The sequence below is a fragment of the Ruegeria atlantica genome, from assembly GCF_001458195.1.
Lineage (GTDB): Bacteria > Pseudomonadota > Alphaproteobacteria > Rhodobacterales > Rhodobacteraceae > Ruegeria > Ruegeria atlantica.
This window is the reverse complement of record NZ_CYPU01000074.1, coordinates 114,499-139,264: the sequence shown is the minus strand read 5'-3', so window position 1 is coordinate 139,264 and position 24,766 is coordinate 114,499. Positions and strand designations below refer to the sequence as shown.

Here is a 24,766-nt window from a genome sequence, read left to right as displayed (position 1 = left end):
AACAAATTAGATGAGCCGCCTTCTCGCCCTATTCTTCGCCACCTTCACTGCCACCGCTTCGCTCGCCCAACAACTCATCGACAAGGGATTTGTCGAAGGTTGGAACATCATGATGGATCCCGCGCTGGGGAATGGATGTCTGATCCAGACGATCTATCAGGACCTCTCGGTCGTGCGGCTGGGCTATGACGCGCTGGGCAATCGGGGATATTTCGCCGTCTACAACAAGGCGTGGGGCGATATCAAACAGGGTGAGAGTTATCCGGTCCGGTTCGATCTGGACGGCAAAAGCTATGACGCCACTGCCATCGGATTCAATCAGCGCGACGTGCCAGGTGCAACGGTGTTTTTCACCGACCGCAGCTTCGTGAATGCGATTGCCCAGAACAAAACCATGACGGTTTACAACCCTGCGGGTGAGACGGTGATGGCGATTGATCTGAAAGGCACGGCCAAAGCACTGGAATATGCTCGGGACTGCCAGAACAAGAAACTCTAACGAATCGGATCAAACAGGGCGTCTTTGGCGGTACAATCTCGGATCACGTCTCGCCCACAAGGCACGGGTTCAAGGTCGCGCGACAGGCACAGGCGGACCTCTTCTATATAGCCCTGCTTGCAGGTCACAGTGATCATGTCGCGCTCAAGGCCGGGGTTGGCTTTCAGAAAGGCTTCTTCCACGACCGATGCAGGCAGTTTGACCGAGGCGTCCAGCTTGCGGAATACCTGAGGACGCTCAACCGCCTCATACGCCTGCCGGGACAGCGCATAATAGTTGGACGCGCTGAGACCCGTGCAGGTGCCGTGCTTTTTCCACTGATGCCACGCCAGACCGGAACTGCCCTGAATATCGGTCATTTTGCGTGATATAGCGCGCGATGGCGGCGCCTCGGGCGTGCGGCAGAAGGCGGGCCAACCCTGATGGTACTGAGGCCACAGACCATGCAGGATCCAGCCATGGTCATGCCGGGTGTCGCATTGATCCGATCCGCGCGCGTCGCCTTCGCGGGCGCACCAGTTGGGCGACCAGCTAAGCGACAAGACATAGTAGTCAAACTCGCCCGCTTTTTCGCCATCGCCCAGCGCCGCCATTGCACCAAAAATCCACGAAACCAGCCCCAAAACAACCCAGCGCATTCGCCTCTTCCCTTCTTGCCTTGGCGCGACTATATACGGACCAAGTTCCCCGACAACGGAAACCTGCCCCAAAAAAGGGGCCGCCGAATTCCGGCGACGGGAAAGATGTATTTATAGGAGACGGGCTGATGGCAAAACCGCTTATGGCCAAGGCAACAGCCGTATGGCTGGTGGACAACACCACGATCAGCTTCAAGCAGATCGCGGATTTCGTAGGCATGCACGAGTTGGAAGTGCAGGGCATCGCAGACGGCGATGTGGCCGCTGGCGTGAAAGGCTTTGACCCCATCGCCAACAACCAGCTGACTCAGGACGAGATCGACACCGCGCAGAACAACACGCTGCACAAGCTGAAGCTCAAGTTCAACCCTGCCGCAAGCGGCGAGGAAAAGCGTCGCGGTCCGCGCTATACCCCGCTGTCCAAGCGTCAGGACCGTCCGAACTCGATCCTGTGGCTGGTCAAGTTCCACCCCGAACTCAGCGACGGTCAGATTGCCAAACTCGTGGGCACCACCAAGCCAACCATCCAGTCGATCCGTGAACGGACCCATTGGAACATTTCCAACATGCAGCCGATCGACCCCGTTGCCCTGGGCCTGTGCAAACAATCCGAGCTGGACGCGATCGTGCAGAAGGCCGCAGCCAAGAAAGCTGCCGAAGGTGGCGTCATGAGTGATGACGAGCGCCGCAAGCTGGTCTCGACCGAACAGTCGCTGGAAATGGACGCGGCGCCGAAGATCCCGACGGCCATCGAAGGTCTGGAAACTTTCTCGCTGTCGGACGAGCCTGCGGAAGAGAAAGAAGAAGAACCGATCCTCGACGCGGACAGCTTCTTCAACCTGCCCAAAGGCGGTGCTGACGACGAAGACGAAGACGATCCGCGCCCCTAAAGCACAGACAGCCCCGGCCTGAACGGACCGGGGCTTTTTTACGAGAAAACCATGCTGAACGTTCTTTCCAAACTATTTGGACCGCATCGCGCCGTTTCGATCTATGCCTTCCTGAAGACCTGGGGTTTGCCCGTGGCAGGCGGTGTTGGTCTTGTTGCCGTCGCTGCTGGTTTGCTGATCTTCAACGACAGCGGCGAGCACGAGCATGAGGCATTTATGACCGTCAACGTCTTGTCAGCGACACCCATCAACGGGGACCTCAAGAACGGCGTCATTGCTTCGGTCCGACTGCCGGACGGGTCTGCGACCTCGGTCACTTCGACCGAAGCTCCGATCTCACAAACCGTTGGCACCACGGCCTGCATCGAAAAACGAGTGTATGTTGACAGTGGTGAAGCCCGATATCGGTTCAAACTGCCCCGCCACTGCGAAGCAGGATAAAAAAAGCCGCCCGGCAAGTGCACCGGGCGGCTTTGGTTTCAGATCATCTGGAACAAGATGCCAGCGGTGATGGCCCCAGTGATCCCCAGCCCCAGATAGGTCGCAAAGACCCGTGGTTTGACCAATGACCAGACGGCGGCCATTGCCGGGATCGAACTGACGGCACCCGCGACCATGAAGGACATCGCGGCCCCTGCGCTCATCCCCTGTTCCATCAGGCCAGCCAGCAGCGGCGGTGCGACGTAAGAGTTCAGGTAAGCGGGCATCCCGACCAACGCGGCAATGACAATGGGTACAACACCGTCACCGCCGACAACGCGCGCGATCAGATCGGCGGGCACATAGCTGACCAACAGCGCTTCGAGCACATAGGCCAGAGCCAACCATTTCAACAGAAACAGGCTGTTGTGAATGAACTCGGACTGGAAGCGCTGACGACGCTCGGGTACCTGCCAGAACTTCCAGACAGGTTTGTCCTCTGTTTTAGGTCCGCATCCGCAGCCAGCCGGTTTGTATTCGCGCAGAGGCTGGGCAAACGCACCACCTCGCATCAGGGCACGGACGGCAAAGCCTCCAAACAGACCCAATGCGACTGCTGCAATGGCCTTGCCGATTGCAAATGGCCAACCCAATGCGCCTGCCGTGATCAACAAGGTGGGTGGATCAATCAAGGGCGAGCTGAGCCAGAATGCCATAACAGCGGACAGAGGTGCACCAAGCGCCAGCAGTCCGGCAATGAACGGAATGACTTCGCACGAACAGAACGGTGCGAGCCCGCCGAAGACCGCGGCCAGAAAGATCATCCGCGTCTCGCGCCCCTCAAAGGCGCGCGCAACCATCACTTCGGCACCTGTCGCCTTGAGGTAAGACAGCAGCAAAACGGCGAAAAGAATGTACTGGCCCGTATGCGCAAGGGCTTTACCCGCAAAGGTTACAACCTCTCCCCAATTGCCGGGGTCAAGGACAGCCACAAGCGCCAGAATGGCTACGATCACTGCCCATGGGGTTTTGATCAGATCAACGGCCACCTTTGCCGGTGCCTTTGGGTTTTGTGTCAGCTCAGCCATCGTTCGCAGCCTTTCCCACTTCGTCCACGCAGCATTCGCTAAGTATGAACTGCGCGAGGCCTCTCAATTCTTCGTAATTTGCGCGGTTGATGGTGGCGCGCCCAATTTTCTCTTGCTCGACAACACCGCCGGCCGCGAGGAACCGCAGGTGATGGGCCAATGTCGAAGGCGCAATGCCTGTGCGGTTCTGGATTTCCCCAACGGTCAATCCAGCCTCACCAGCCCGAACCAATGTCTTGAGGACCTTCAGTCGCGCTTCAGAGCCCATGGCCGAGAATCCTGCTGCAGCTGTTTCCCACATCTGACTTCTCCTTTAAACTATATTTCTAGTTATTTAGATTAGTAGTTCTTTTTCGTCAAGCGCCTTGTTCACGAATTCTCGAGACGAGATTAAGTCCAGATTGCCCTCACCTTAAGTCCACCCTATAAGGCGCTATGGGAATATCGGTCGACACATTCTTTCTGGAATTGAACGGACAGGGCACGCTGCAGGCGCAGATCCAGCAGATGATTGCCGAAGGCATCTTGTCTGGCCGGTTCCACGTTGGGGAAAAGCTGCCCTCGTCTCGCAAATTGGCGGCGCATCTAGGTGTTAGCCGGATCACGGTGACACTGGCGTATACGGAACTACTGGCCAATGACTACCTGACTGCCAAAGGCCGGTCGGGGTATTTCGTGTCGCAAAACGCGCCCGTGCCACCCAAGTATTCGCCTGTTCAAAAACGCGATGAAAATGTCGACTGGGACACGGCCCTCGCACGCAGGTTCTCGGACGGGGACGTGCTGCCCAAGCCCAGTAATTGGCGCGATTACAAATACCCTTTCATCTATGGTCAGGCAGATCGGAAATTATTCGACCACGCCAATTGGCGTCTCTGCGCGGTCCGTGCATTGGGTCACAAGGATTTTGCATCCCTGACCGGGGACTACATGGATCAGGATGATCCGCTGCTGATCGAATTCATCGCCCGTCACACGTTGCCGCGCCGTGGAATCGCCGCCCGCCCCGAAGAGATCTTGATCACTATGGGCGCGCAAAACGCCCTGTGGCTGGCCTCACGCATCCTGTTGAACCGCAACCGCACTGCCGTGATTGAAGACCCCTGCTATTATGCGCTGCGGGATTTGCTGAATCATTCCGATTGCAAAGTTTCACCACTGGCCGTTGACCGCGATGGCCTGACCCCGGATGCGTTGCCGGATGAAACGGATGTAATTTTCACCACCCCCAGCCATCAAAGCCCGACAACCGCAACCATGCCCGTCGATCGCCGCCACGAGTTGCTGAAACGCGCCCGCGAACTGGACGCCATGGTCGTCGAGGACGATTACGAGTTTGAAATGGCCTTTCTGGGATCTCCCTCCCCTGCCCTCAAGTCAATGGATCGCGACGGACGGGTGATCTATGTGGGCAGCTTCTCGAAGTCGCTGTTTCCCGGATTGCGCCTTGGCTACATTGTCGGGTCCGAGCCCTTTATCCGCGAGGCTCGCGCCTTGCGTTCTTTGGTGCTGCGCCACCCGCCGGGCCATATCCAGCGCACTGCGGCCTATTTCCTGTCCCTGGGCCATTATGATGCTCAGATTCGGCGTATGTCCAAAACCCTTGCCCGGCGACGCGAAGCGTTGGACAGCGCGGTCGAACAGTACGGGCTTACCGTTGCCGGACGCGGAATCATGGGCGGGTCGTCGCTTTGGATGTCGGCCCCCGATCGTGTGGACACGACCAAACTTGCCAAAAAGCTGCAGAGCCAGGGCGTGCACATCGAACCAGGCGCCTCGTTCTTCAATGGGTTGCACCAACCGCGCAACTTCTATCGCCTTGGATACTCGTCCATTGGCCGAGACCGCATCGGGCCGGGCGTGAAACTGATCGCGGATGCCATCCGTTCCGCCTAGCACGGCTCTGGACATATCCCGCCTAACATTCTGGCCCTAACGCCGCTTCGCCCCTTGCGCCAAAACCATATCAAAGGCGGGTGCTGTGCCCGAACCTTTCTTCAATTGTGCGGAGAACACTCAGATGAAAATGACCACTGAAGAGGCCTTTGTTAAGGTTCTGCAAATGCACGGTATCGAACATGCGTTCGGTATCATCGGTTCGGCCATGATGCCGATTTCGGATATCTTCCCGGCCGCAGGCATCAACTTCTGGGACTGCGCCCACGAAGGTTCGGGCGGCATGATGGCGGACGGCTACACCCGTGCCACCGGCAAGATGTCGATGATGATCGCGCAGAACGGCCCCGGCATCACCAACTTTGTGACTGCCGTTAAAACCGCATACTGGAACCACACCCCAGTTCTGCTGATCACTCCGCAGGCAGCCAACAAAACCATCGGTCAGGGTGGCTTCCAGGAAATGGAACAGATGCGCATGTTTGCAGACTGTGTTGCCTACCAGGAAGAACTGCGTGACCCAAGCCGAGTCGCCGAAGTTCTGAACCGCGTCATCCTGCAAGCCAAGCGTGCTTCGGCCCCTGCTCAGATGAACATCCCGCGCGACATGTGGACTCAGGTCATCGACGTCGAACTGCCCAAGATCGTCGAATTCGCAGCGACCGCTGGTGGCAACGAAGCACTGGACGAAGCCGCGGCCCTGTTGTCCGACGCCAAATTCCCAGTCATCCTGAACGGTGCTGGCGTTGTTCTGTCCGGCGCGATCCCTGCGTCCGCCGATCTGGCCGAACGTCTGACCGCACCGGTCTGCGTTGGCTATCAGCACAACGACGCCTTCCCCGGCTCGCACCCGCTGTTTGCCGGCCCGCTGGGCTATAACGGCTCGAAAGCCGGTATGGAACTGATCGCCAAAGCGGACGTTGTTCTGGCTCTGGGCACTCGTCTGAACCCGTTCTCGACCTTGCCTGGCTACGGCATCAACTACTGGCCGACCGATGCCAAGATCATTCAGGTTGACCTGAACCCTGATCGTATCGGCCTGACCAAAGATGTGACCGTTGGCATCGTCGGCGACGCCAAGAAAGTGGCCGAAGGTCTGCTGGAACGTCTGGGCGACAACGCCGGTGAAGCAGGTCGCGAAGACCGCAAGAACCTGATCGCCACCACCAAATCGGCTTGGGCGCAAGAACTGAGCTCGCTGACCCACGAGAACGACGATCCGGGCACCACCTGGAACGAGCGTGCACGGGCCGCCAAGCCCGACTGGATGAGCCCCCGCATGGCATGGCGCGCAATTCAAGCGGCGCTGCCGACCGAGGCAATCATCTCGTCCGATATCGGCAACAACTGCGCCATCGGTAACGCGTACCCGTCCTTCGAAGAAGGCCGCAAGTACCTGGCACCTGGCCTGTTTGGCCCCTGTGGTTACGGCCTGCCTGCCGTTGTTGGCGCGAAAATTGGTTGCCCGGACGTTCCGGTTGTCGGTTTCTCGGGTGACGGCGCATTTGGTATCGCTGTGAACGAACTGACCGCGATTGGCCGCGAAGAATGGCCCGCCGTGACCCAGATCGTTTTCCGCAACTACCAGTGGGGCGCTGAAAAGCGTAACTCGACCCTGTGGTTCGACGACAACTTCGTTGGCACCGAACTGGACCAACAGGTTTCCTATGCCGGTATCGCAACCGCATGTGGTCTGAAAGGCGTCGTTGCACGCACTCAGGACGAGCTGACCGCAGCCCTGAACCAGGCGATCATCGACCAGAAAAATGGCATCACCACTCTGATCGAAGCCATGATCAACCAGGAACTGGGCGATCCATTCCGTCGCGACGCCATGAAAAAGCCGGTCCGTGTTGCCGGTATCGACGCGGCTGACATGAATACGTCGGCCGGGGCATAATCGCGTGAAGCCATTGCGCACAATTCTCGGAGCTGCCAGCAGCTCCGACAAGATCATCGCCCTCGCTGAGGGCGATGATCCACGTGTTGTTGAAGGTGCTTTGAAGGCCCGCAAGGAAGGTGTCGCACGCATCATTCTGGTTGGCGACAAAGCCAAAGTAACTGCCTTACTGGCCGAACAGGCTGGTCAGGATGTCGACGGCATCGAAATCCACGATCCATCGGACTCTCCCCTTGCCGAAGCGTTTGCAGCTGAGCTTTTCGAGCGGCGCAAGCACAAGGGCATGACGCCTGAAAAGGCCGCTGAAGAAATCAAACACCGACTGAACTATGCCGCGATGCTGGTTCATACCGGTCATGCCGACGGAACCGTCGGCGGAGCTGTTGAGACCACGTCGGCCACAGTGCGCGCCGCTTTGCAGATCATCGGCAAAGCGCCCGACGCGGCCATGGTTTCCAGCTTTTTCCTGATGCTCTACTGCCGCGATCACCACACGGTCCGCGGAGCGCACATCTTTGCCGATTGCGGCCTGGTCGTTGATCCGGACGAACAGGAACTGGCCGAAATTGCCCGGGCATCTGCCGCGTCTTTCAAGGCGCTGACGCATGAGACACCCCGCGTTGCGATGCTGTCCTTTTCCACCGGCGGCAGCGCCAATCATCCGAAGGTCACGAAGGTCAGTGAGGCCACGCAGATTGCAAAGTCGGCTGACCCCGATCTGTTGATCGACGGCGAGCTGCAATTTGACGCTGCGTTCGTCCCCGAGGTGGCTGCAAAGAAAGCCAAGGATTCGCCCCTGCGCGGCGAGGCAAATGTCTTTGTGTTCCCGAACCTCGACGCAGGCAACCTTGGCTACAAGATCGCGCAGCGTATTGGGGGTGCCGAAGCAATCGGCCCGGTCCTTCAGGGACTGGCGAAACCGGCCAACGACCTTTCACGCGGATGCTCCGCCGAGGACGTTCTGCACATGATCGCGGTTACGGCCGTGCAAGCAGAAACATCCAAAACCCGGACAGACGCCTCGTAAATCCGGCTAAAGCGAAATACTGTTCCGATTGATCTCTGCTCATGAGAATAATCGGATCAAAAGCCACAGGGACCAGAAATGAACCAGCCAATCATTAATACCTCTCCCAAGGTCTCTGACGAGGTCAGAAAAACAACGTGCTACATGTGCGCCTGCCGCTGCGGCATCAACGTACACATGAAGGACGGCAAGGTTGCCTATATCGAAGGCAACCGCGATCACCCGGTTAACAAGGGCGTCCTGTGCGCCAAGGGCTCGGCAGGGATCATGCAGGTCAATGCCCCCTCGCGTCTGCGCGCCCCACTGAAACGCGTCGGTCCACGTGGTTCGGGCAAGTTCGAAGAGATCAGCTGGGACGAGGCGCTGGACATCGCCGTTGGCTGGCTCAAGCCGATCCGCGAGGACAACCCCGAGAAACTGGCATTTTTCACAGGTCGGGACCAAAGCCAAAGCTTTACCAGCTTTTGGGCGCAGAATTTCGGCACCTGTAACTATGCAGCACACGGTGGCTTCTGTTCCGTCAACATGGCTGCAGGCGGCATCTACACGATGGGCGGTGCGTTCTGGGAATTCGGCCAGCCTGACTGGGATCACACCAAGCTGTTCATGCTGTTCGGTGTTGCCGAAGATCACGACAGCAACCCAATCAAGATGGGCATCGGCAAGATCAAGGCCCGTGGCGCACGGGTGATCGGCGTCAACCCGATCCGCTCGGGCTATAACGCGGTTGCTGACGATTGGGTCGGGATCACTCCGGGCACCGATGGGTTGTTCATCCTGTCGATGATCCACGTGCTGATGAAGGCCGGCAAGATCGATCTGGACTATCTCAGCCGTTACACCAACGCGCCGGTTCTGGTCGACGCGTCCGAAGGCCCCACCAAGGGTCTGTTCCTGCGCGATGAGGACGGCAAACCACTGGTTGTTGACCGCAACACGGGCGAGTTGACGGCGTTTGACAAACCGGGCGTCCGCCCCGACCTGTCGGCGACCTTTGAAAAGGATGGCGTCACCCATCGCCCCGTGTTCCATCTGATGGCCGAACGCTACCTCAGCGACGAATACGCGCCCGAGAACATCGCCGAGCAGTGCGGCATCCCCGCCACCCGTATCCGCGCCATCGCGGGCGAGTTGGCCCGCGTTGCCTTTGACGAGGCGTTCGAGCTGGAGCGCGAATGGACCGATTTCCGCGGCGAAAAACACACCAAGATGATCGGCCGCCCGGTTGCCATGCACTCCATGCGCGGTGTCTCGGCCCATGCCAATGGCTTCCAGACCTGCCGCGCACTGCACGTGTTGCAGATCATCCTCGGCACAGTCGAAGTCCCCGGCGGCTTCCGCTTCAAGCCACCCTATCCCAAACCGGTCGAGGCGCACCCGAGACCGCACTGCAAGGTGACCCCGAATACGCCGCTGGACGGCCCGCATCTGGGCTTTGTTCAAGGGCCAGAGGATCTGGCGCTGAAACCAGACGGCAGCCCGGCACGGATCGACAAGGCGTTCACATGGGACAATCCGATGTCCAGCCACGGGCTGATGCATATGGTGATCTCGAACGCACATGCCGGCGATCCCTACAAGATCGACACGCTGTTCATGTACATGGCCAATATGTCCTGGAACTCATCCATGAACACCAAAGGTGTCATGGAAATGCTGACGGACAAGGATGAGAACGGCGATTACGTAATCCCGCATATCATCTACTCCGACGCCTATTCGTCGGAAATGGTGGCCTATGCCGACCTGATCCTGCCGGATACCACCTATCTGGAACGCCACGACTGTATCTCGCTGCTTGATCGCCCTATCTGCGAAGCGGATGCTGCAGCCGACGCAATCCGCTGGCCTGTGATTGAACCCGACCGGGATGTAAAAGGTTTCCAGTCAGCGCTGGTCGAACTGGCCAACCGCTTGGGCCTGCCGGGCTTCACCAATGAAGACGGCAGTGCCAAATGGCAGGACTACGCCGACTACATTGTCAACCACGAGCGCAAGCCCGGCATCGGCCCACTTGCCGGGTTCCGTGGTGAAAACGGCGACAAGGAAGGCCGCGGCGAGGTCAACCCTGACCAGTTGAACCGCTATATCGAAAACGGCGGCTTCTACGTGGCCCATATTCCCGAAGGCGCGGATTACTACAAACCATGGAACGCAGCCTATCAGGATTGGGCTGTCGGCATGGGCATCTATGACAGCCCACAGCCATACCTGTTCCAGCTCTATTCCGAGCCGATGCGCAAGTTCCAGCTTGCCGCCGAAGGCCATGGCGAACGTCAGCCCCCGGAGCACCTGCGGGAACGCATCAAAGAGACATTGGACCCAATGCCCATCTGGTACGAAACAGACCAGACCGGCAACGAAGGCTTCACTGTCAACGCGCTGACCCAGCGTCCCATGGCGATGTATCACAGCTGGGGCACCCAGAACGCATGGCTGCGCCAGTTGCACGGCCGCAACCCACTTTATGTTCCGACTAAGCTGATGCGCGAGAATGGCCTGAGCGACGGTGATTGGGCCAAGGTGACCTCGCCGCATGGCGAGATCACGGTGCCGGTCATGGAAATGGCGGCCCTGAACGAAAACACCGTCTGGACCTGGAACGCCATTGGCAAACGCAAAGGCGCATGGGCTTTGCAAGAAGACGCGCCCGAGGCCACCAAGGGCTTCCTGCTGAACCACCTGATCCATGAGCTTCTGCCGCCCAAAGGCGATGGTCTGCGGTGGGCAAACTCTGACCCGATCACCGGTCAGGCAGCCTGGTTCGACCTGAAAGTGAAGATCGAAAAAGCTGACCCACCAACGGATGCGGAAAGCCAACCGGAATTCCCACCGATTGAATCTCCGGTCGGAACTGGACCGAAGGATTTGGCATGGAAGGTAGGCAAATGACCCGGTCCCTGCGTCATCTGGCCAAAAATATCGCGGGGTCTGGGGCAGCGCCCCAGTCCGCCCTCACCACAAAAGCGGAGGCAAGGTAGTCATGACCCAGCTCCCCACATCCACCGACCGTAAGATGGGTCTGGTCATCGACCTGGACACCTGCGTTGGCTGCCACGCCTGCGTCATCTCATGTAAAGGCTGGAACACGGAAAACTACGGCGCGCCGCTATCCGATCAGGACGCTTATGGTGCCAACCCGTCCGGCACTTTCCTGAACCGGGTGCATTCCTATGAGGTGCAACCGGCGGAAGGTCACGCCCAGCTGATCCACTTCCCCAAATCCTGCTTGCACTGCGAGGACGCGCCTTGCGTCACCGTTTGCCCCACAGGGGCCAGCTACAAGCGGGTCGAGGACGGCATCGTTCTGGTCAATGAAAGCGATTGCATCGGCTGTGGCCTGTGCGCGTGGTCCTGCCCCTACGGCGCACGTGAACTGGATCAGGCCGAAGGGGTGATGAAGAAATGCACCCTCTGCGTTGACCGTATCTACAACGAAAACCTGCCGGAAGTAGACCGTGTTCCGTCATGCGTACGCACCTGTCCCGCAGGCGCGCGCCACTTCGGTGATCTGGGCGATGCGGACAGCGATGTCAGCAAACTGGTCGCCGAACGCGGTGGCATGGACCTGATGCCCGAAATGGGCACCAAGCCCGTCAACAAATATCTGCCGCCCCGGCCCAAGGATAATGTCGAAGATCAGATCGACATCCTGGCCCCGCTGCTGGCCCCGGTCGCTGAAGAACCCAAAGGGTTCCTTGGCTGGCTCGACAAGACTTTGGAGAAGCTCTGATGCATCCAGCACCTTCCGTTATCATCTTCACGACCCTGTCGGGCCTCGGCTTTGGACTGTTGCTCTTTCTGGGGCTTGGTCTGCCTGACGTCTCTGGCTGGGTCGCTTTTGTCTTTTTCGCCATCGCCTACGCCCTGTCCGTTGGCGGCCTGATGGCGTCCACCTTTCACCTTGGCCACCCCGAGCGGGCCTGGAAAGCGTTTACGCAATGGAAGACCAGCTGGCTCAGCCGCGAAGGCTGGTGCGCGGTCATCGCTCTGATCGTCATGGGGCTTTATGCGATTGGCGTGATCTTCCTGGGCCAACGCTGGAGCCTTCTAGGCTGGATCGGTGCCCTGTTCTCGCTACTTACCGTGTTCACCACGTCGATGATCTACACGCAGCTCAAAACTATTCCCAGATGGAACATGAACCTGACTCCGGCCATGTTTCTCAGCTTCAGCCTGGCAGGCGGTGCGCTGCTGGCCGGACAGGTCCGAGTGGCGCTGCCGCTATTGCTGATCGCTGCTTTGGTGCAGATCCTGTATTGGAAAAAGGGCGACAAAGCGCTGGAGGAGTCCGGCACAAATCTGGGCACGGCTACCGGATTGGGCGATCGCGGAACCGTGCGTGCATTCGAGCCTCCTCATACCGGCACCAACTATTTGCTGCGTGAATTCGTTCACGTCGTTGGCCGCAAGCATGCCGAAAAACTGCGCATAATCTCGTTTGCGTTGGCGTTTGTTCTGCCGGTTATCCTGCTGCTGTTGCCATTCGGTCATTTCTTCGCGCTGCTGGCTGTGCTGTCCCATCTGGCCGGTGTTGCGACGTCACGCTGGCTGTTCTTCGCACAGGCCGAGCATGTCGTCGGGCTGTATTACGGCAAACGATAGGGGCCTCTGTCCCCGTCGCGGCTAGCCGCGACTCCCCCGGGAAATTTTTTGGCCAGATGAAGTCTGGATCCGGAATAAAAAAAGGCGGCACTCGAGGTTCGAGGCCGCCTATTTCTTTTTTGAATTCGCTTTAGATAAGGCCTGCGTGCTGGAGCGCCGCGTCAATCGCGGATTTGGTGCTGCTTTCCAGCCCGGACAGGGGCGAGCGGACTTCTTCGCTGCACAGACCCAATTTGCTGAGCGCGTATTTGGCACCCACGAGGCCGGGCTCGATAAAGATCGCTTCGTGCAGGGGCATCAGGCGGTCCTGATACTCCAACGCTTTGGCATAGTCGCCGTTCAGCGTCGCCTGCTGGAATTCGGCACACAGTTTGGGTGCGACGTTCGCGGTGACCGAAATACAGCCCACACCGCCATGCGCGTTGAAACCAAGCGCCGTCGCGTCCTCGCCTGACAACTGGCAAAAGTCCGGGCCGCAGGACGCGCGCTGTTGGCTGACGCGGGCCAGATCTCCGGTTGCGTCCTTTACACCGACGATGCGTGGCAGTTTCGCCAACTCACCCATGGTTTCAGGGGTCATGTCGATGATTGACCGACCGGGAATGTTGTAGATGATGATCGGAATATCCGCGCAATCATGCAGCGCACGGAAATGCATCAGCAGACCCTTTTGCGTGGGCTTGTTGTAATATGGCGTCACGACCAGAGCTGCATCGGCGCCTACTTTCTGAGCGAATCGCACAAACCGGATGGCCTCAACAGTGTTGTTTGACCCGGCACCTGCGATCACAGGAACACGACCAGCCGAGGCTTTGACAACCTCGTCGACAACAGTTTCATGCTCTTCGTGGCTCAGAGTGGGGCTTTCGCCGGTGGTGCCAACGGGAACCAGTCCGGTGGAGCCTTCCTGAATCTGCCATTCCATCAAGTGTTTGAGCGTCTTCAGGTCCAACTCGCCGTTGCTAAACGGTGTGACGAGGGCTGGCATAGAGCCTTTGAACATGACACGCTCCTTAGGTGCAGTTTGTAATTTTTACGCCTCGGTTTGCCAGAAATCTGTCTTTCTTGAGTTGAACCCGACGGCGCAAGCTTTATCCTGAATGGCTGTATCCTTGGTTGGTTGGGAAATGCAAGGGATGACACGCTTTATGGCGTTTTTGACGGTCGTAATTCTGATTTCGGGCACACAAGTGCGGGCCGACGCCGCAGGTGATCTGCGGGCCGGTATGAATGAAATGCGCAAGGGGGACTGGAATGAAGCCCTGCGTGTTTCTGGTGCGCGGGGCTCAGTGTCTCGGGACATCATCGTCTGGCATTGGCTGCGCGAAGGGTTTGGCAGTTCGGGTGACGTTCTGGTGTTTTTGGATCGTCGTCCAGACTGGCCGGGTCTGGCCTGGTTGCGGCGCAAAAGTGAGCCCGCCTTCACTGGCGCCGACCCGGACCGCGTTCTTAAATTCTATGCCGAACAGCCGCCGCAAACCGCAGAGGGTGCGTTGAACTATGCAGTCGCATTGAAGGCAAAGGGTCGTCAGGGAGATGCCGAGGCCGATCTCGTCGCGGCCTGGCGGACGATGCCAATGGGCTCGGGTCTGCAAAAAGACTATCTTGAGAATTTTGGCAAGCTGCTGAAACCCCATCACGTCGCCCGTCTGGACCGGATGCTATGGGACAACCACCTTGTCAGCGCAGGTCAGATGCTGCCGCTGGTCAGCGCTGATCAGCGTAAACTGGCTGAGGCGCGGATCGGCCTTCAGAAACGGCAACCCGGCGTCGACGGCAAGGTGGCGGCGGTTCCGAAATCGCTGGGCGATTCACCGGGCTTGGCTTTTGACAGGTTCGTCTGGCGTGACAAGAAAGAACTGGACGACAGCGCGATAGACTTGATGCTGGCGCGTTCTTCCGGCCCTGATGCGTTGGGGGAACCTGACAAATGGGCCGAAGGCCGCCGCCGGTTGGCCCGACTTGAGATGCGAAATGGGGACCAGAACCGCGCTTATCAGATTTCTGCCAATCACCACATGACGCCAGAAATGGGCTATGGCTATGCGGATCTGGAGTGGCTTTCCGGGTTTCTGGCCTTGCGGAAGCTGAATGATCCTGCGACCGCAATCCGGCATTTCCAGAACTTCTCGGACGCGGTGAAATCGCCGATTTCGAAAGGACGCGCCGGGTATTGGTTGGGTCGTGCCTATGCGGCCCATGGTGACGCCGAAAAAGCCTATGACGCCTATGCAATGGGTGCAGATTATCAATCTTCTTTCTACGGCTTGCTGGCGGCGGAACAGATCGGGCGTCCTTTCGATAGTGAACTGGCCACCCCCCGCCGGGCGCCACACTGGAAGCAAGCTGAATTCTCCAATTCAAGTGTACTGGAGGCGGGGCTACTGCTGCTGAAGGCTGACGAAGACACCCTGTCTGAACGGTTCCTGACCCATCTGGTTGAAGGGTTGGACCCGGTTCAGGCCAATCAGTTGGGCGATTTGGTGATCGAGTTAAAGCAGCCGCATCTGGCCGTGATGATCGCCAAACGCGCTGCAACAGTCGGCTTGGTTTTGCCAGCCGCCTACTACCCAGTGCATCCGGTGGCAGACATGGGTTTGCCCATGGCCAAGGAAATGACGCTGGCCATTGCCCGTCGGGAAAGCGAGTTTGACCCTGTTGTTATCAGCGGTGCCGGTGCGCGCGGACTGATGCAGGTCATGCCGGCCACGGCAAAGCTTGTGGCCAAGGAATTGGGCATCCTAAGCGGCCACAAGACGATCAAGCTGACTTCGGATTGGCAATATAATGCCAAGTTGGGTGCCAATTACCTGTCCGGTCTGGCCGCTGATTTCAACGGAAACGTCGTGATGATGGCGGCCGGATATAACGCAGGTCCGCGTCGGCCGATGTCGTGGATGGATCGCTATGGCGACCCGCGCGCAGGTGAAATCGACGTGGTCGACTGGATTGAGGCGATCCCGTTCAGTGAAACCCGCAACTACGTGATGCGTGTTTCGGAAAGCCTACCGGTCTATCGCGCCCGTCTTGGCCAACCTGCCTTGCCAATCCCGTTCTCGCAGGAACTGGTCGGGTCAACGCTGGCGTCTTTCGCGCCATAGAGTGAACAGCCCGGCGGCGACAACCAGCGCTGCGCCTATGACCACTTCAGGGCGCAGCGTTTCACCAAAGACCGAGATTCCCAGGATCGCGCTCCAGACCAGGTGGAAATAGGCGAAGGGCTGCACCGCGCTGGCCTCGGCCATCTCATAGCATTTGATCAGCAACCAATGCCCCAGAACGCCGCTCACGCATAGCAGCGCCATCCAGGCCCAATCCGTCTCGGCCATCGGCTCCCAGAACCACATTCCCACTAGCGTCATGGCGATGGCACCACTGACGCCTGTCCAGAAAAAGCTGGTGGCGGAATTGTCCCGGCGGGATACGTAACGGGTCAGCAAACCATAGACTGCAAACATGAAAGCCGAGATCAGCGGTACAATGGCCCAGGGGTTAAAGACACCGACGCCGGGCTGGAGGATGATCAGAACACCGATGCACCCAACGCCGATTGCGGCCCAGCGTCGCCAGCCGACCTGTTCGCCCAATACCGGCCCGCTAAGCGCGGCGATCAACAACGGGTAGCAGATGAAGACAGCCATCGTGTCGATCAGGCCCAGCACAGTGAAACTGAACACCGCGACGCAGATCTCGGCCGCCAACAGCAGGCCACGAAATATCTGCAGCTTCAGCTGGCTTGTCTGGGTGGTGGCCTTCAATCCGCCGGGCGCACGTGCGGCCAAAGCGATGACAAAGGCGGCGAAGAACCAATAGCGGATCATCACCACCATGTATGTGTTGTATGTTCCCGCAAGATGGCGCGAAATACCGTCCTGCAGCGCAAAGACGATGGTCGCCCCTACCATCAACGCAATCCCGGCGCGCGTATTGTTCTGCTGCGTCATGATTTGACCGCCCGGGTCATGTGGCGCTTGCGGCCATAACCGGGTGTGCGCGTAACAGTGAAACCGGCATCCTCAAGCCCCCGTCGCACGAACCCGGCGGCGGTATACGTCGCCGCCGTCCCACCAGTGGCCGTGTGGTCGGCGACCTGCTGCATCAGGTCTTCACCCCATAATTCGGGGTTTTTAGCCGGAGAGAACCCATCCAAAAACCACGCATCGGCGGCACTTTCCCACGTTTGTAGGGTTTGACGCGCATCGCCTTCAATAACCTCAAGCCGCAGGGTGGCCAAATCACATGTGCCGCCCTCCCATTGCGCAAGGAACCGGTCAGACCAAGGCGCAAGTTCAGGAAAGGCCGCCAGCGCTCGGGACATGTCCGCGGGCGCCATCGGATAGGCCTCAAAACTTGTAAAGGTCAGGGGCGTGGTCTGGCCGGAATTCTCCCACTCTGACCAGACAGTCAGCATGTTCAAGCCGGTGCCAAAGCCCAATTCAGCAATGTGGAAGCCAGGTGTGAACCGCGCAGGCAGCTCATTGCCCGCCAGAAACACATGCCGCGTCTCTTCCAGCCCGTTCTGCAACGAGTAATACGGATCGTCGAAACGATCCGAGACCGGGATCTGATCCTCAGTCCATGTCAGTTCGGCGCGCTGGTCTGCCATCGGGGAATCCTGTAGCTAAGCGGCGCGACACTGAACAAGGTAAAGTGGAATGGCAATGGTCGATGTAACGGTGCGCGGTGCAGGGATTTTCGGCCTGTCTATCGCCTGGACCTGCGCACGGCGAGGCGCAAAGGTGCAGATCGTCGACCCTTTCGGTCCCGGAGCCGGATCCAGCGGTGGCCTGGTTGGCGCACTGGCACCGCATGTGCCCGAAAACTGGAATGCCAAGAAAGCGTTTCAGTTCGACAGCCTGATCATGGCCGAACCATTCTGGAAACAGGTCGAGGCTACAGGCGGCGTGTCACCCGGATATGCGCGGTTGGGACGGTTGCAACCTATCATCGACACCCGATCGCTGGAACTTGCCCATGCCCGCGCGGAAACGGCGGCCGAGCTTTGGCAGGGTCGGGCTGAATGGCGGGTCGTCGAAACTGTAGCAGTTGGCGCATGGTGCCCGCCCAGCCCCACAGGGTTTGTTATCCATGATACACTCAGCGCACGCATGCATCCCCGCCGGGCCTGTGCGGCCTTGGTTGCGGCATTGGCTGTGATAGGGGTTGAGGTCGTAGCCGACGCACCGGATCGTGGGCAGGTTGTCCATGCCACCGGCCTCGCCGGTCTGCAGGAACTGACCGAGGCTTTTGGCAAAACAGTTGGCAACGGCGTCAAGGGTCAAGCCGCATTGCTGCGGTTTGATGCAGGAGAGGTTCCACAACTGTTTGCTGACGCGATCCACTTCATACCGCATGCGGACGGGACATTGGCGATTGGATCGACCTCTGAGCGTGACTATGACGACCCGACCAGCACGGATGCAGCTCTGGATGACGTTCTGGAACGGGCGAAGCAGGCCGTTCCCGTCCTGCATGGCGCAGAGGTCATCGAACGATGGGCGGGTGTACGGCCGCGCAGCAAAAGCCGCGCACCGATTCTGGGCGCGCACCCGGTACACAAAGGTCAATTCATCGCCAATGGTGGATTCAAGGTCGGCTTTGGCATGGCCCCGAAAGTAGCTGAGGTCATGGCGGATCTGGTTCTTGAGAACCGGGACGCGATCCCGAGTGATTTCAGGCCCGAAGCATCACTTTGATCGCGGGAGAAACTCGGCGGACATGCATTGCCGCCCATCTGGTCCGCGCACCCACATCCCTTGGCCATTCCGGCACAAGGTCGCCGTCTCAAAGTGCATCAGCGGCGATGACGCGCGAAATGAAAACTGAGCCAAGGGACCTGCCAGATCCTCGGCAAACAGCATCAATAATTGTGCCAGCAAAGGGCCATGAACGACCAGACCGTCATAGCCTTCGACATCCCGCGCGTAGTCCAGATCGTAATGGATACGGTGCCCATTGAAGGTCAGCGCCGAGTATCGGAACAGCAATGTGCTGTAGAAGGTGACGTCTCGCCTGTCGGTTTCATCGGTACGGGCCATAGGTGGCTTGGGCTTGATGTCAGTATGCGAAGGGTCAGGCCTATAAACCAGATCCTGCCATTCGCTCAGACACAATTGACCGTCCTGAGAAATCTCGTGTCGCAGGGTAACAAACCCCAGCGGTCCCGTCCGTCCGTTTTTTGCCGCCGCACTTTCAAGAACAGACCGGCGCACGGCTTTTGAACCCACGACCAGCGGCGCGTGAAACTGCAGACGGCCGCCAGCCCACATTCTGCGCGGCAGGCCCATATCTGGGATTAGACTGTCACCAACCTTTGGGTGCCCGTCTCGTCCTAAGGCAGCAGGCGGTTGCGGCGACCAGAAATACAGCTGGTGAAAGAATGGTGGCAGGTGATCGCCCGCATCGAATTTCTTATGGGAACCAAGCGCTACCAATAGCGCAGAGGCGCGCGCCGGGTCTATCACATCGGTCTGTATTTCGTCAGTCATGGCGGCAGACTATGCAGACGGACCAGACCCAGCAAGCGGCGTCTTGATCTCAGAACCCGGCCTCAGCCCGCAGTTTCTGCATGAGTGTCCGCAGAGAACTTTCGTAACGGTCGCTCAACAATTTCCCCTGCTCATCAAACTCGTTCGAGCTGCTGGCCAGATGAATTTCCGGCCCCTGCAGGATACGAGGCTGGAACGGAACCATATAGCCGCGAAGAACCATCTGCGCCCGCTCGCCACCTGCGCGTCCTGCGGCGGCTGACATCACGGCAACCGGTTTGTCGGCCCAGGGGCGGCCATCTGTTCGGCTGACCCAGTCCAAAGCGTTTTTCAGAACACCCGACGGGCCTTTGTTGTATTCCGGAGTGGAAATGATCACGGCAGCAGCCTGCGCGATCTGATCGGACAAGGTTTGCACTTCGGCAGGAATGCCCTCGCCATCCTCAAGATCACCATCATAAAGCGGCAGGTTCAGATCGGCTTCGATATGTGTCCCCGGCTCGAACAGCCGGGCCGCTTCGCGCAGCAATTTGCGGTTAGTCGCGCTTTGGCGCAATGAGCCGGACAGGCTCAGAAGTATGGGGTCAGACATTGGGGAACTCCGGTTCGGGTGTTTCCCAATAGCTAGCGCAACTTTCGCGCGCACCAAAGACCGGATGACGCGCAGTCAATGTGCGAAAAATGGGCACCCGAAAGTGCCCATGTCATTATGTGTTTCCGTTCGGAATGATCTCAATGTCGACCCGGCGGTTCTGGGCCTTCCCCTCGGGCGTCAAGTTAGAGGCAATCGGGCGATTTTCTCCCTGACCAATGGTCGAGATACGTGCACCACTTACACCATTGGCTTGAAGAATATCGGCGACTGACCGCGCGCGGCGTTCAGACAGGCCCTGATTATATGCGGCGTCGCCGTCGCTGTCGGTATTGCCGATGACCTGCACGTTCGAGTTGGGGTAATTCACCAGATTCTGCCCCACCCGGACCAGATCGGCCCGCAGTGCCGGGCGCACGGTCGCGCTGTCGGTGTCAAAGGTGATATCATTCGGGACGGTCACAATCAGTCGGTCTCCCGCGTTGGTAACGATGATGCCCTGATTGGCCAGTTGCTGACGCAGTTCTGTGGCTTGCCTATCCAGTTGGTTGCCGATCAGGCCACCCCCTGCCGCACCGATCGCACCGCCTGCCACCGCACCCAAAAGCGGATCAGATCCATTGGCAATCGCGCCGACACCTGCGCCGATCAGACCGCCAAGGAGCGCACCCTGCTTGGTGTTCTGGTTCGGATCCGAGGGCAGGTTCAGCGTGCCGGGGTCCGTACAGGCCCCCAAAAACAGGGCCGAACACAGCCCTGCGGCAAGAACACTCTTGGAAATCGTCATGAAATCACCTTCTGCTCTGGGGCCCGTTTATCGGACCCGCTTTGTTTGGCGCAGTATATCGCGTCACCTCAACATAGTCTCAAGCAACAATCGGGTGAAGTCGGCAAATTACCGCTGTTCAACAGGATCCAATTGGTTCTGGTCTTGCCAGATAGCCCGCAGAGGCTCCCCCTGCCCCCAGAAATGATCGTCTGTAACGTCGCAGGCCCAGATGCGATCCGTACGAAAATGGCGAAACCCATTCCTCAGCTCGCACCACGCCGCCAACATCGTGCATTCGATGTGGTAGATCAGGGCAACTGGCCTGACGATCCGTTCGGTCCGTTCGCCTTCGGCATTCACATAGGTGATGCGAATTTTGCGTTCTGCGCGGATGGCCTCGCGATAGTTTACGACGGGCACGCACCCCTTGGCCGGATCGTCCATCGGCGCACCCCATGGGGCGACTTGCAGCCAATCTGCAGGCGCGCGCAAAGCGTCGATCTTGCGACAAACACGGTCCGCAGCTTGTTGCAGGGTACTATCACCGGTGCGCGCCAGCATCGACAGACCAACCCACAGCGCCTCGACCTCTTCAGCGTCGAAATTCAACGGTGGCAGGTCATATCCCCGCCGCATCAAGTATCCCACGCCGGCTTCACCCTCGATCGGGGTTCGCTGTGCCTGCAAAGCGGCGATATCGCGATAGATGGTACGCGCTGACACTTCCAGCTTTTCTGCCAGTGCCTCCGCCGTCACAGGCATTTCGGCCGAACGCAGGATCTGGATGATTTCAAAAAGGCGGGTTGAGCGGCGCATAAGGTTCTCCGGGCGGACTGCTGACATCCTAGCACACCCCACTGACAGGGTGGTGTCAGGAGTGATCTGCGATCTTTGGGAAACAAACCAAAGGAGGTCGACCATGCCATATCTCGACAATCACGTGATGATGACATTGAAACTGGACCGCTGGGCGCAGGATCACACTTTGCGCGCGTTCGAGATCGAACGTGAAATTATGGCTGCCCGTCAGCCCTGCGCACCGCGCAAACGGACCAAGCGGTTCTCGCTGGGCAACCTCAAGATGCTGTGGACAAGCACGGCCTGAGGTCAGAAATCAGCCGAGGCGCGGAATTTCATCGAAACTCCGCCCTCGGGGCTTTTTAGGCGCAGTTCCTCAGAATGCAGCATCAGACGCGGGAATTCGCGCGCTTCGCCCTCGGCGTAGAATGGATCGCCCAGAATCGGGTGGCCCAGCGCCAGCATATGAACGCGCAGTTGATGCGACCTGCCCGTTTTTGGGAACAATCGGACGCGCGTTGTCTCACCTTCGAATTTCACAAACCGCCAGTCAGTGACGGCGGGTTTTCCAGTCTCATGACAGACCATCTGGCGCGGACGGTTGGGCCAATCCACGATCAACGGCAGATCGACGGTTCCGGACTTTTGCTCGATGTGCCCCCAAACGCGCGCAACATAGGTCTTGCGGGTCTGGCGTTTTTCAAACTGCATACACAGGTGTCGCTGCGCGTGCGGTGACTGGGCAAACACCATGACACCCGACGTATCCCGATCCAACCGATGCACCAGCAAAGCCTGTGGAAACGCCGCTTGCACGCGGGTCAATAGGCAAACAGCCAGATGCGCGCCACGCCCCGGCACGGACAACAACCCCGAGGGCTTATTCACCACGATCAGCTGTGCATCCTCATGCAGCACATCCAACGGCGTATTCGGGGGATCATAGGTCTCGCTCATGCGCGCCTGCCTATCGCACGGCGTAGGTTCCCGCAACGTCGGCCTTGCCTGAACGGATCGGTTCAGCAACTCTCAGACCCAAAGCAGAGGAGAGACTATGCACCCCACAATCGCGCGCATGCAAGACGTTGTCGCCAAGGGCGATGAAACCCTGATCCACGAATTGCTGGCCGAAGACGTACGGTTTTCCCCACCGACCTACTACAGCACTTGGACCGGGCGCGAACCGGTGGCGGCCGTGCTGGGCCATGTGGGGCAGGTGTTTTCCGACTTCCGATATCGCCGGATTATGGGTGAAGGCAAAGATTGGGCGTTGGAATTTCAATGCAAGGTCGGGGATCTGGACGCGGTCGGCGTCGATCTGATCACATTGAACGATGAGGGTCTGATACAGGAATTCGAAGTCGTCATGCGCCCTTACAAGACCATTGGTGCCCTGCGCGAGGCCATGATGGCTCGAGTTATGACGGACGCCCGCTTCCTCGAATACAAAAACGCGCTCAGCTAACCATGAGTGCCCCGATTGCCGCCGATCAGATATTGCGTGTCCCACTGTTGCCGGTTCTGGCAGCACAGGCGATTTCCGTGCGTCGTAACGCTCAGCTGCTGCCCGAACCGTCCGGCCCGCGCCAAGGGCGCGAAGGGCGCGGCCCTCGGTTGCGGCTGCTCATCGCTGGTGACAGCTCGGCCGCGGGTGTGGGGGCCGGGCGACAGCAACAGGCACTATCGGGGTTTCTCGTGGCGCGGTTGGCCTGCCATTACAGCGTGGAGTGGCGACTGGAGGCGACGACGGGCCACACAACACAGGATACGCTGGAACGATTGAACCACCTTGAAGGCAGCTATGACGCCGCCGTGACAGCCTTGGGTGTAAACGACGTCACGCGTGGAGTATCCCGGCAAAAGTTCACGGGTTTGCAGACCCAACTTCTGGATCATCTGACGAGCAACCTGGGTGTTCGACGTGTCGTGGTTACCGCCGTGCCGCAGATGAACCGTTTTCCGGCGCTGCCCCAGCCGCTGGCCTGGGCACTGGGGCGACAGGCAGCCCGGCTGGATCGGGGTTTGCAAAAGGCCGCTGCGACATTCCCGCAAGCCCGGCACCTGTCATTGGAGTTTCCGGATGACCCGGCACTGGCTGCTCCGGACGGATATCACCCAAGCCCCAAAGCCTATCGCTTGTGGGCGGAGGCCGCGGCCGATTTATTGCATCAGCGCTGACCCCGCATCTGACGGATCATCGGGATCGTATAGACCACCAAAGCCGCCCAGATAAGCGGGAAGGCGATCATACGGCCCCGATCGATCTGTTCCCCAAACACGGTAATCGCAGTGATAAAGATCATCGTCGGCGCGATGTACTGCAGGATTCCCATTGTGGACAACCGCACCAATTTGGCCCCGTTGGCATAGACCAGCAGCGGAACAGCGGTGACAATGCCGGCGCAAGCAAGCAGCATGGTGTCCCCAGCGGCAGCGCCAAAGTGGCCGGTTCCTTTTGCCCCCAACCGGGTGATGTAGACCAAGGCTGGGATCAGCAGGATCAGAACCTCTAGCAGAAAGCCCTGATTGGGCCCGATGGGCAGCGAGCGTTTGAAGAAAGCATAAAACCCCCAACTGACCGTCAGGGCCAGCGCAGCCCACGGCAGCCGACCCGCTTCGACGATCAATACCAGCACACCCAAAGCAGCTAACCCCACCGCCGCCAATTGCGTACGATTCAAAGGCTCACGTAACAGGATTGCCCCTAGTGCAATGCTGAACAGCGGGTTGATGTAATAGCCCAACGCTGCGTCCAATGCGTTACCGCTGGCAATCGCCCAGACGTAAATGGCCCAATTCACCGAGATCAAAGCCGCTGTCAGACAGGCCATGCCCAGCATTTTTGGGTTTTGTAAGGCAGCCTTCAAATCCCCGGTTCGCCCTAGCGCCACCAGCAACAGCCCGGCCACAGGCACCGACCATACAATCCGATGCGCCACGATCTCGACCGGCCCGATATGCGCCAGAGCTTTCATGTAAAGCGGCAGGAAACCCCATAGAACGTAGGCGGTCACCGCCAGAGCCAATCCTTTTGGCGTGTCCTCATTCTGGGGTGATGTTGCGACGTCCGCCATCATGGATCTCCGGGTGATACCGTTTGTCTATACGGCTGTTCCGGAGGGTTTGGAAACTGCGAAAACCGTGAACGGTCGCATC

Annotated in this window: 26 protein-coding genes; 14 read left to right on the top strand and 12 right to left on the bottom strand. The window is 58.9% G+C overall.

Features of this window, described 5'->3' with window-relative positions:
* Positions 1-10 precede the first annotated feature (10 nt).
* Positions 11-499 (top strand): hypothetical protein, encoded by a 489-nt coding sequence (locus RUA4292_RS23445; protein WP_058279795.1) that lies wholly within the window; start codon positions 11-13, stop codon positions 497-499.
* Here the strand turns inward: RUA4292_RS23445 and RUA4292_RS23440 are convergent.
* On the bottom strand, positions 496-1,137 hold the full coding sequence (locus tag RUA4292_RS23440) for a ribonuclease T2 family protein (protein ID WP_058279794.1): 642 nt from the start codon (positions 1,135-1,137) through the stop codon (positions 496-498). The genes RUA4292_RS23445 and RUA4292_RS23440 overlap by 4 nt on opposite strands.
* Positions 1,138-1,265: 128 nt before the next feature.
* Between RUA4292_RS23440 and RUA4292_RS23435 the strand changes: the two genes are divergently transcribed.
* Together RUA4292_RS23435 and RUA4292_RS23430 are read left to right on the top strand one after the other, a co-directional pair.
* Entirely contained in the window at positions 1,266-2,027 is a 762-nt protein-coding gene (locus tag RUA4292_RS23435; RefSeq protein WP_058279793.1) for a DUF1013 domain-containing protein, read from the top strand.
* Positions 2,028-2,078: 51 nt separating this feature from the next.
* The gene (locus RUA4292_RS23430) at positions 2,079-2,468 is read left to right on the top strand and encodes a hypothetical protein (RefSeq protein WP_058279792.1); all 390 of its coding nucleotides are present in this window, start codon (positions 2,079-2,081) and stop codon (positions 2,466-2,468) included.
* 38 nt (positions 2,469-2,506) lie between these two features.
* On the opposite strand, the gene RUA4292_RS23425 is transcribed toward RUA4292_RS23430, so the two are convergent.
* Entirely contained in the window at positions 2,507-3,535 is a 1,029-nt protein-coding gene (locus tag RUA4292_RS23425; RefSeq protein WP_058279791.1) for a permease, read from the bottom strand.
* Complete coding sequence (locus tag RUA4292_RS23420; protein ID WP_058279790.1) at positions 3,528-3,836, bottom strand: ArsR/SmtB family transcription factor; 309 nt, start codon at positions 3,834-3,836, stop codon at positions 3,528-3,530. The genes RUA4292_RS23425 and RUA4292_RS23420 overlap by 8 nt, the downstream gene beginning before the upstream one ends.
* Positions 3,837-3,970: 134 nt before the next feature.
* Between RUA4292_RS23420 and pdxR the strand changes: the two genes are divergently transcribed.
* The 6 genes from pdxR to RUA4292_RS23390 all read left to right on the top strand — a co-directional run bounded on the left by pdxR (position 3,971) and on the right by RUA4292_RS23390 (position 12,963).
* The gene (gene pdxR, locus RUA4292_RS23415) at positions 3,971-5,431 is read left to right on the top strand and encodes a MocR-like pyridoxine biosynthesis transcription factor PdxR (protein ID WP_058272523.1); all 1,461 of its coding nucleotides are present in this window, start codon (positions 3,971-3,973) and stop codon (positions 5,429-5,431) included.
* Positions 5,432-5,555: 124 nt separating this feature from the next.
* Entirely contained in the window at positions 5,556-7,331 is a 1,776-nt protein-coding gene (gene xsc / locus RUA4292_RS23410) for a sulfoacetaldehyde acetyltransferase (RefSeq protein WP_058272524.1), read from the top strand.
* 4 nt (positions 7,332-7,335) lie between these two features.
* Complete coding sequence (gene pta, locus RUA4292_RS23405; protein WP_058279789.1) at positions 7,336-8,358, top strand: phosphate acetyltransferase; 1,023 nt, start codon at positions 7,336-7,338, stop codon at positions 8,356-8,358.
* A gap of 78 nt (positions 8,359-8,436) precedes the next feature.
* Positions 8,437-11,250 (top strand): molybdopterin oxidoreductase family protein, encoded by a 2,814-nt coding sequence (locus RUA4292_RS23400; protein WP_082637239.1) that lies wholly within the window; start codon positions 8,437-8,439, stop codon positions 11,248-11,250.
* A gap of 91 nt (positions 11,251-11,341) precedes the next feature.
* Positions 11,342-12,091 (top strand): 4Fe-4S dicluster domain-containing protein, encoded by a 750-nt coding sequence (locus tag RUA4292_RS23395; RefSeq protein ID WP_058279787.1) that lies wholly within the window; start codon positions 11,342-11,344, stop codon positions 12,089-12,091.
* Entirely contained in the window at positions 12,091-12,963 is an 873-nt protein-coding gene (locus RUA4292_RS23390; protein WP_058279786.1) for a dimethyl sulfoxide reductase anchor subunit family protein, read from the top strand. Before RUA4292_RS23395 ends, RUA4292_RS23390 begins: the two co-directional genes overlap by 1 nt.
* 130 nt (positions 12,964-13,093) lie before the next feature.
* Here RUA4292_RS23390 and dapA read toward each other — a convergent pair whose 3' ends face one another.
* Positions 13,094-13,966: a 4-hydroxy-tetrahydrodipicolinate synthase gene (gene dapA / locus RUA4292_RS23385; RefSeq protein WP_058279785.1), complete on the bottom strand. Its 873-nt coding sequence runs from the start codon at positions 13,964-13,966 to the stop codon at positions 13,094-13,096.
* 133 nt (positions 13,967-14,099) lie between these two features.
* On the opposite strand from dapA, the gene RUA4292_RS23380 reads away from it, so the two are divergent.
* Positions 14,100-16,064: a lytic transglycosylase domain-containing protein gene (locus tag RUA4292_RS23380; protein ID WP_058279842.1), complete on the top strand. Its 1,965-nt coding sequence runs from the start codon at positions 14,100-14,102 to the stop codon at positions 16,062-16,064.
* Here RUA4292_RS23380 and RUA4292_RS23375 read toward each other — a convergent pair.
* Together RUA4292_RS23375 and mnmC2 are read right to left on the bottom strand one after the other, a co-directional pair.
* Positions 16,038-16,907 (bottom strand): DMT family transporter, encoded by an 870-nt coding sequence (locus tag RUA4292_RS23375; protein WP_058279784.1) that lies wholly within the window; start codon positions 16,905-16,907, stop codon positions 16,038-16,040. The genes RUA4292_RS23380 and RUA4292_RS23375 overlap by 27 nt on opposite strands.
* Positions 16,904-17,569: a tRNA (5-methylaminomethyl-2-thiouridine)(34)-methyltransferase MnmC2 gene (gene mnmC2, locus RUA4292_RS23370; protein WP_058279783.1), complete on the bottom strand. Its 666-nt coding sequence runs from the start codon at positions 17,567-17,569 to the stop codon at positions 16,904-16,906. The genes RUA4292_RS23375 and mnmC2 overlap by 4 nt, the downstream gene beginning before the upstream one ends.
* Before the next feature lie 49 nt (positions 17,570-17,618).
* Here mnmC2 and RUA4292_RS23365 point away from each other — a divergent pair, with 49 nt between their 5' ends.
* A complete protein-coding gene (locus RUA4292_RS23365) occupies positions 17,619-18,659 on the top strand; it encodes an NAD(P)/FAD-dependent oxidoreductase (RefSeq protein ID WP_058279782.1) in 1,041 nt (346 codons plus the stop codon).
* Here the strand turns inward: RUA4292_RS23365 and RUA4292_RS23360 are convergent.
* From RUA4292_RS23360 to RUA4292_RS23345, 4 genes are all read right to left on the bottom strand, one after another.
* Complete coding sequence (locus tag RUA4292_RS23360) at positions 18,651-19,451, bottom strand: HTD2 family dehydratase (protein WP_058279781.1); 801 nt, start codon at positions 19,449-19,451, stop codon at positions 18,651-18,653. The genes RUA4292_RS23365 and RUA4292_RS23360 overlap by 9 nt on opposite strands.
* Before the next feature lie 49 nt (positions 19,452-19,500).
* On the bottom strand, positions 19,501-20,043 hold the full coding sequence (locus tag RUA4292_RS23355; RefSeq protein ID WP_058279780.1) for an NADPH-dependent FMN reductase: 543 nt from the start codon (positions 20,041-20,043) through the stop codon (positions 19,501-19,503).
* 115 nt (positions 20,044-20,158) lie between these two features.
* Positions 20,159-20,830, bottom strand: coding sequence for a YiaD family glycine zipper/OmpA-like lipoprotein (locus tag RUA4292_RS23350; protein WP_058279779.1), 672 nt, complete (start codon positions 20,828-20,830; stop codon positions 20,159-20,161).
* Positions 20,831-20,938: 108 nt separating this feature from the next.
* Positions 20,939-21,628, bottom strand: a complete 690-nt coding sequence (locus tag RUA4292_RS23345) for a helix-turn-helix transcriptional regulator (protein WP_058279778.1) — start codon at positions 21,626-21,628, stop codon at positions 20,939-20,941.
* Positions 21,629-21,731: 103 nt separating this feature from the next.
* Here RUA4292_RS23345 and RUA4292_RS23340 point away from each other — a divergent pair, with 103 nt between their 5' ends.
* Positions 21,732-21,917: a hypothetical protein gene (locus RUA4292_RS23340; RefSeq protein ID WP_058272537.1), complete on the top strand. Its 186-nt coding sequence runs from the start codon at positions 21,732-21,734 to the stop codon at positions 21,915-21,917.
* 2 nt (positions 21,918-21,919) lie between these two features.
* Here the strand turns inward: RUA4292_RS23340 and RUA4292_RS23335 are convergent, their stop codons facing one another.
* Positions 21,920-22,567, bottom strand: coding sequence for an RluA family pseudouridine synthase (locus tag RUA4292_RS23335; protein ID WP_058279777.1), 648 nt, complete (start codon positions 22,565-22,567; stop codon positions 21,920-21,922).
* A 97-nt stretch (positions 22,568-22,664) separates the two neighbouring features.
* On the opposite strand from RUA4292_RS23335, the gene RUA4292_RS23330 reads away from it, so the two are divergent.
* Both RUA4292_RS23330 and RUA4292_RS23325 read left to right on the top strand, forming a co-directional pair.
* Positions 22,665-23,075 carry a nuclear transport factor 2 family protein gene (locus RUA4292_RS23330; RefSeq protein WP_058279776.1) on the top strand — a complete coding sequence of 137 codons (411 nt, stop codon included), beginning with the start codon at positions 22,665-22,667 and terminating at the stop codon, positions 23,073-23,075.
* A gap of 2 nt (positions 23,076-23,077) precedes the next feature.
* Positions 23,078-23,788, top strand: a complete 711-nt coding sequence (locus RUA4292_RS23325; RefSeq protein ID WP_058279775.1) for an SGNH/GDSL hydrolase family protein — start codon at positions 23,078-23,080, stop codon at positions 23,786-23,788.
* On the opposite strand, the gene rarD is transcribed toward RUA4292_RS23325, so the two are convergent.
* Entirely contained in the window at positions 23,779-24,684 is a 906-nt protein-coding gene (gene rarD / locus RUA4292_RS23320) for an EamA family transporter RarD (protein WP_058279841.1), read from the bottom strand. The two genes, RUA4292_RS23325 and rarD, sit on opposite strands and share 10 nt — an antisense overlap.
* Positions 24,685-24,766: the final 82 nt, after the last annotated feature.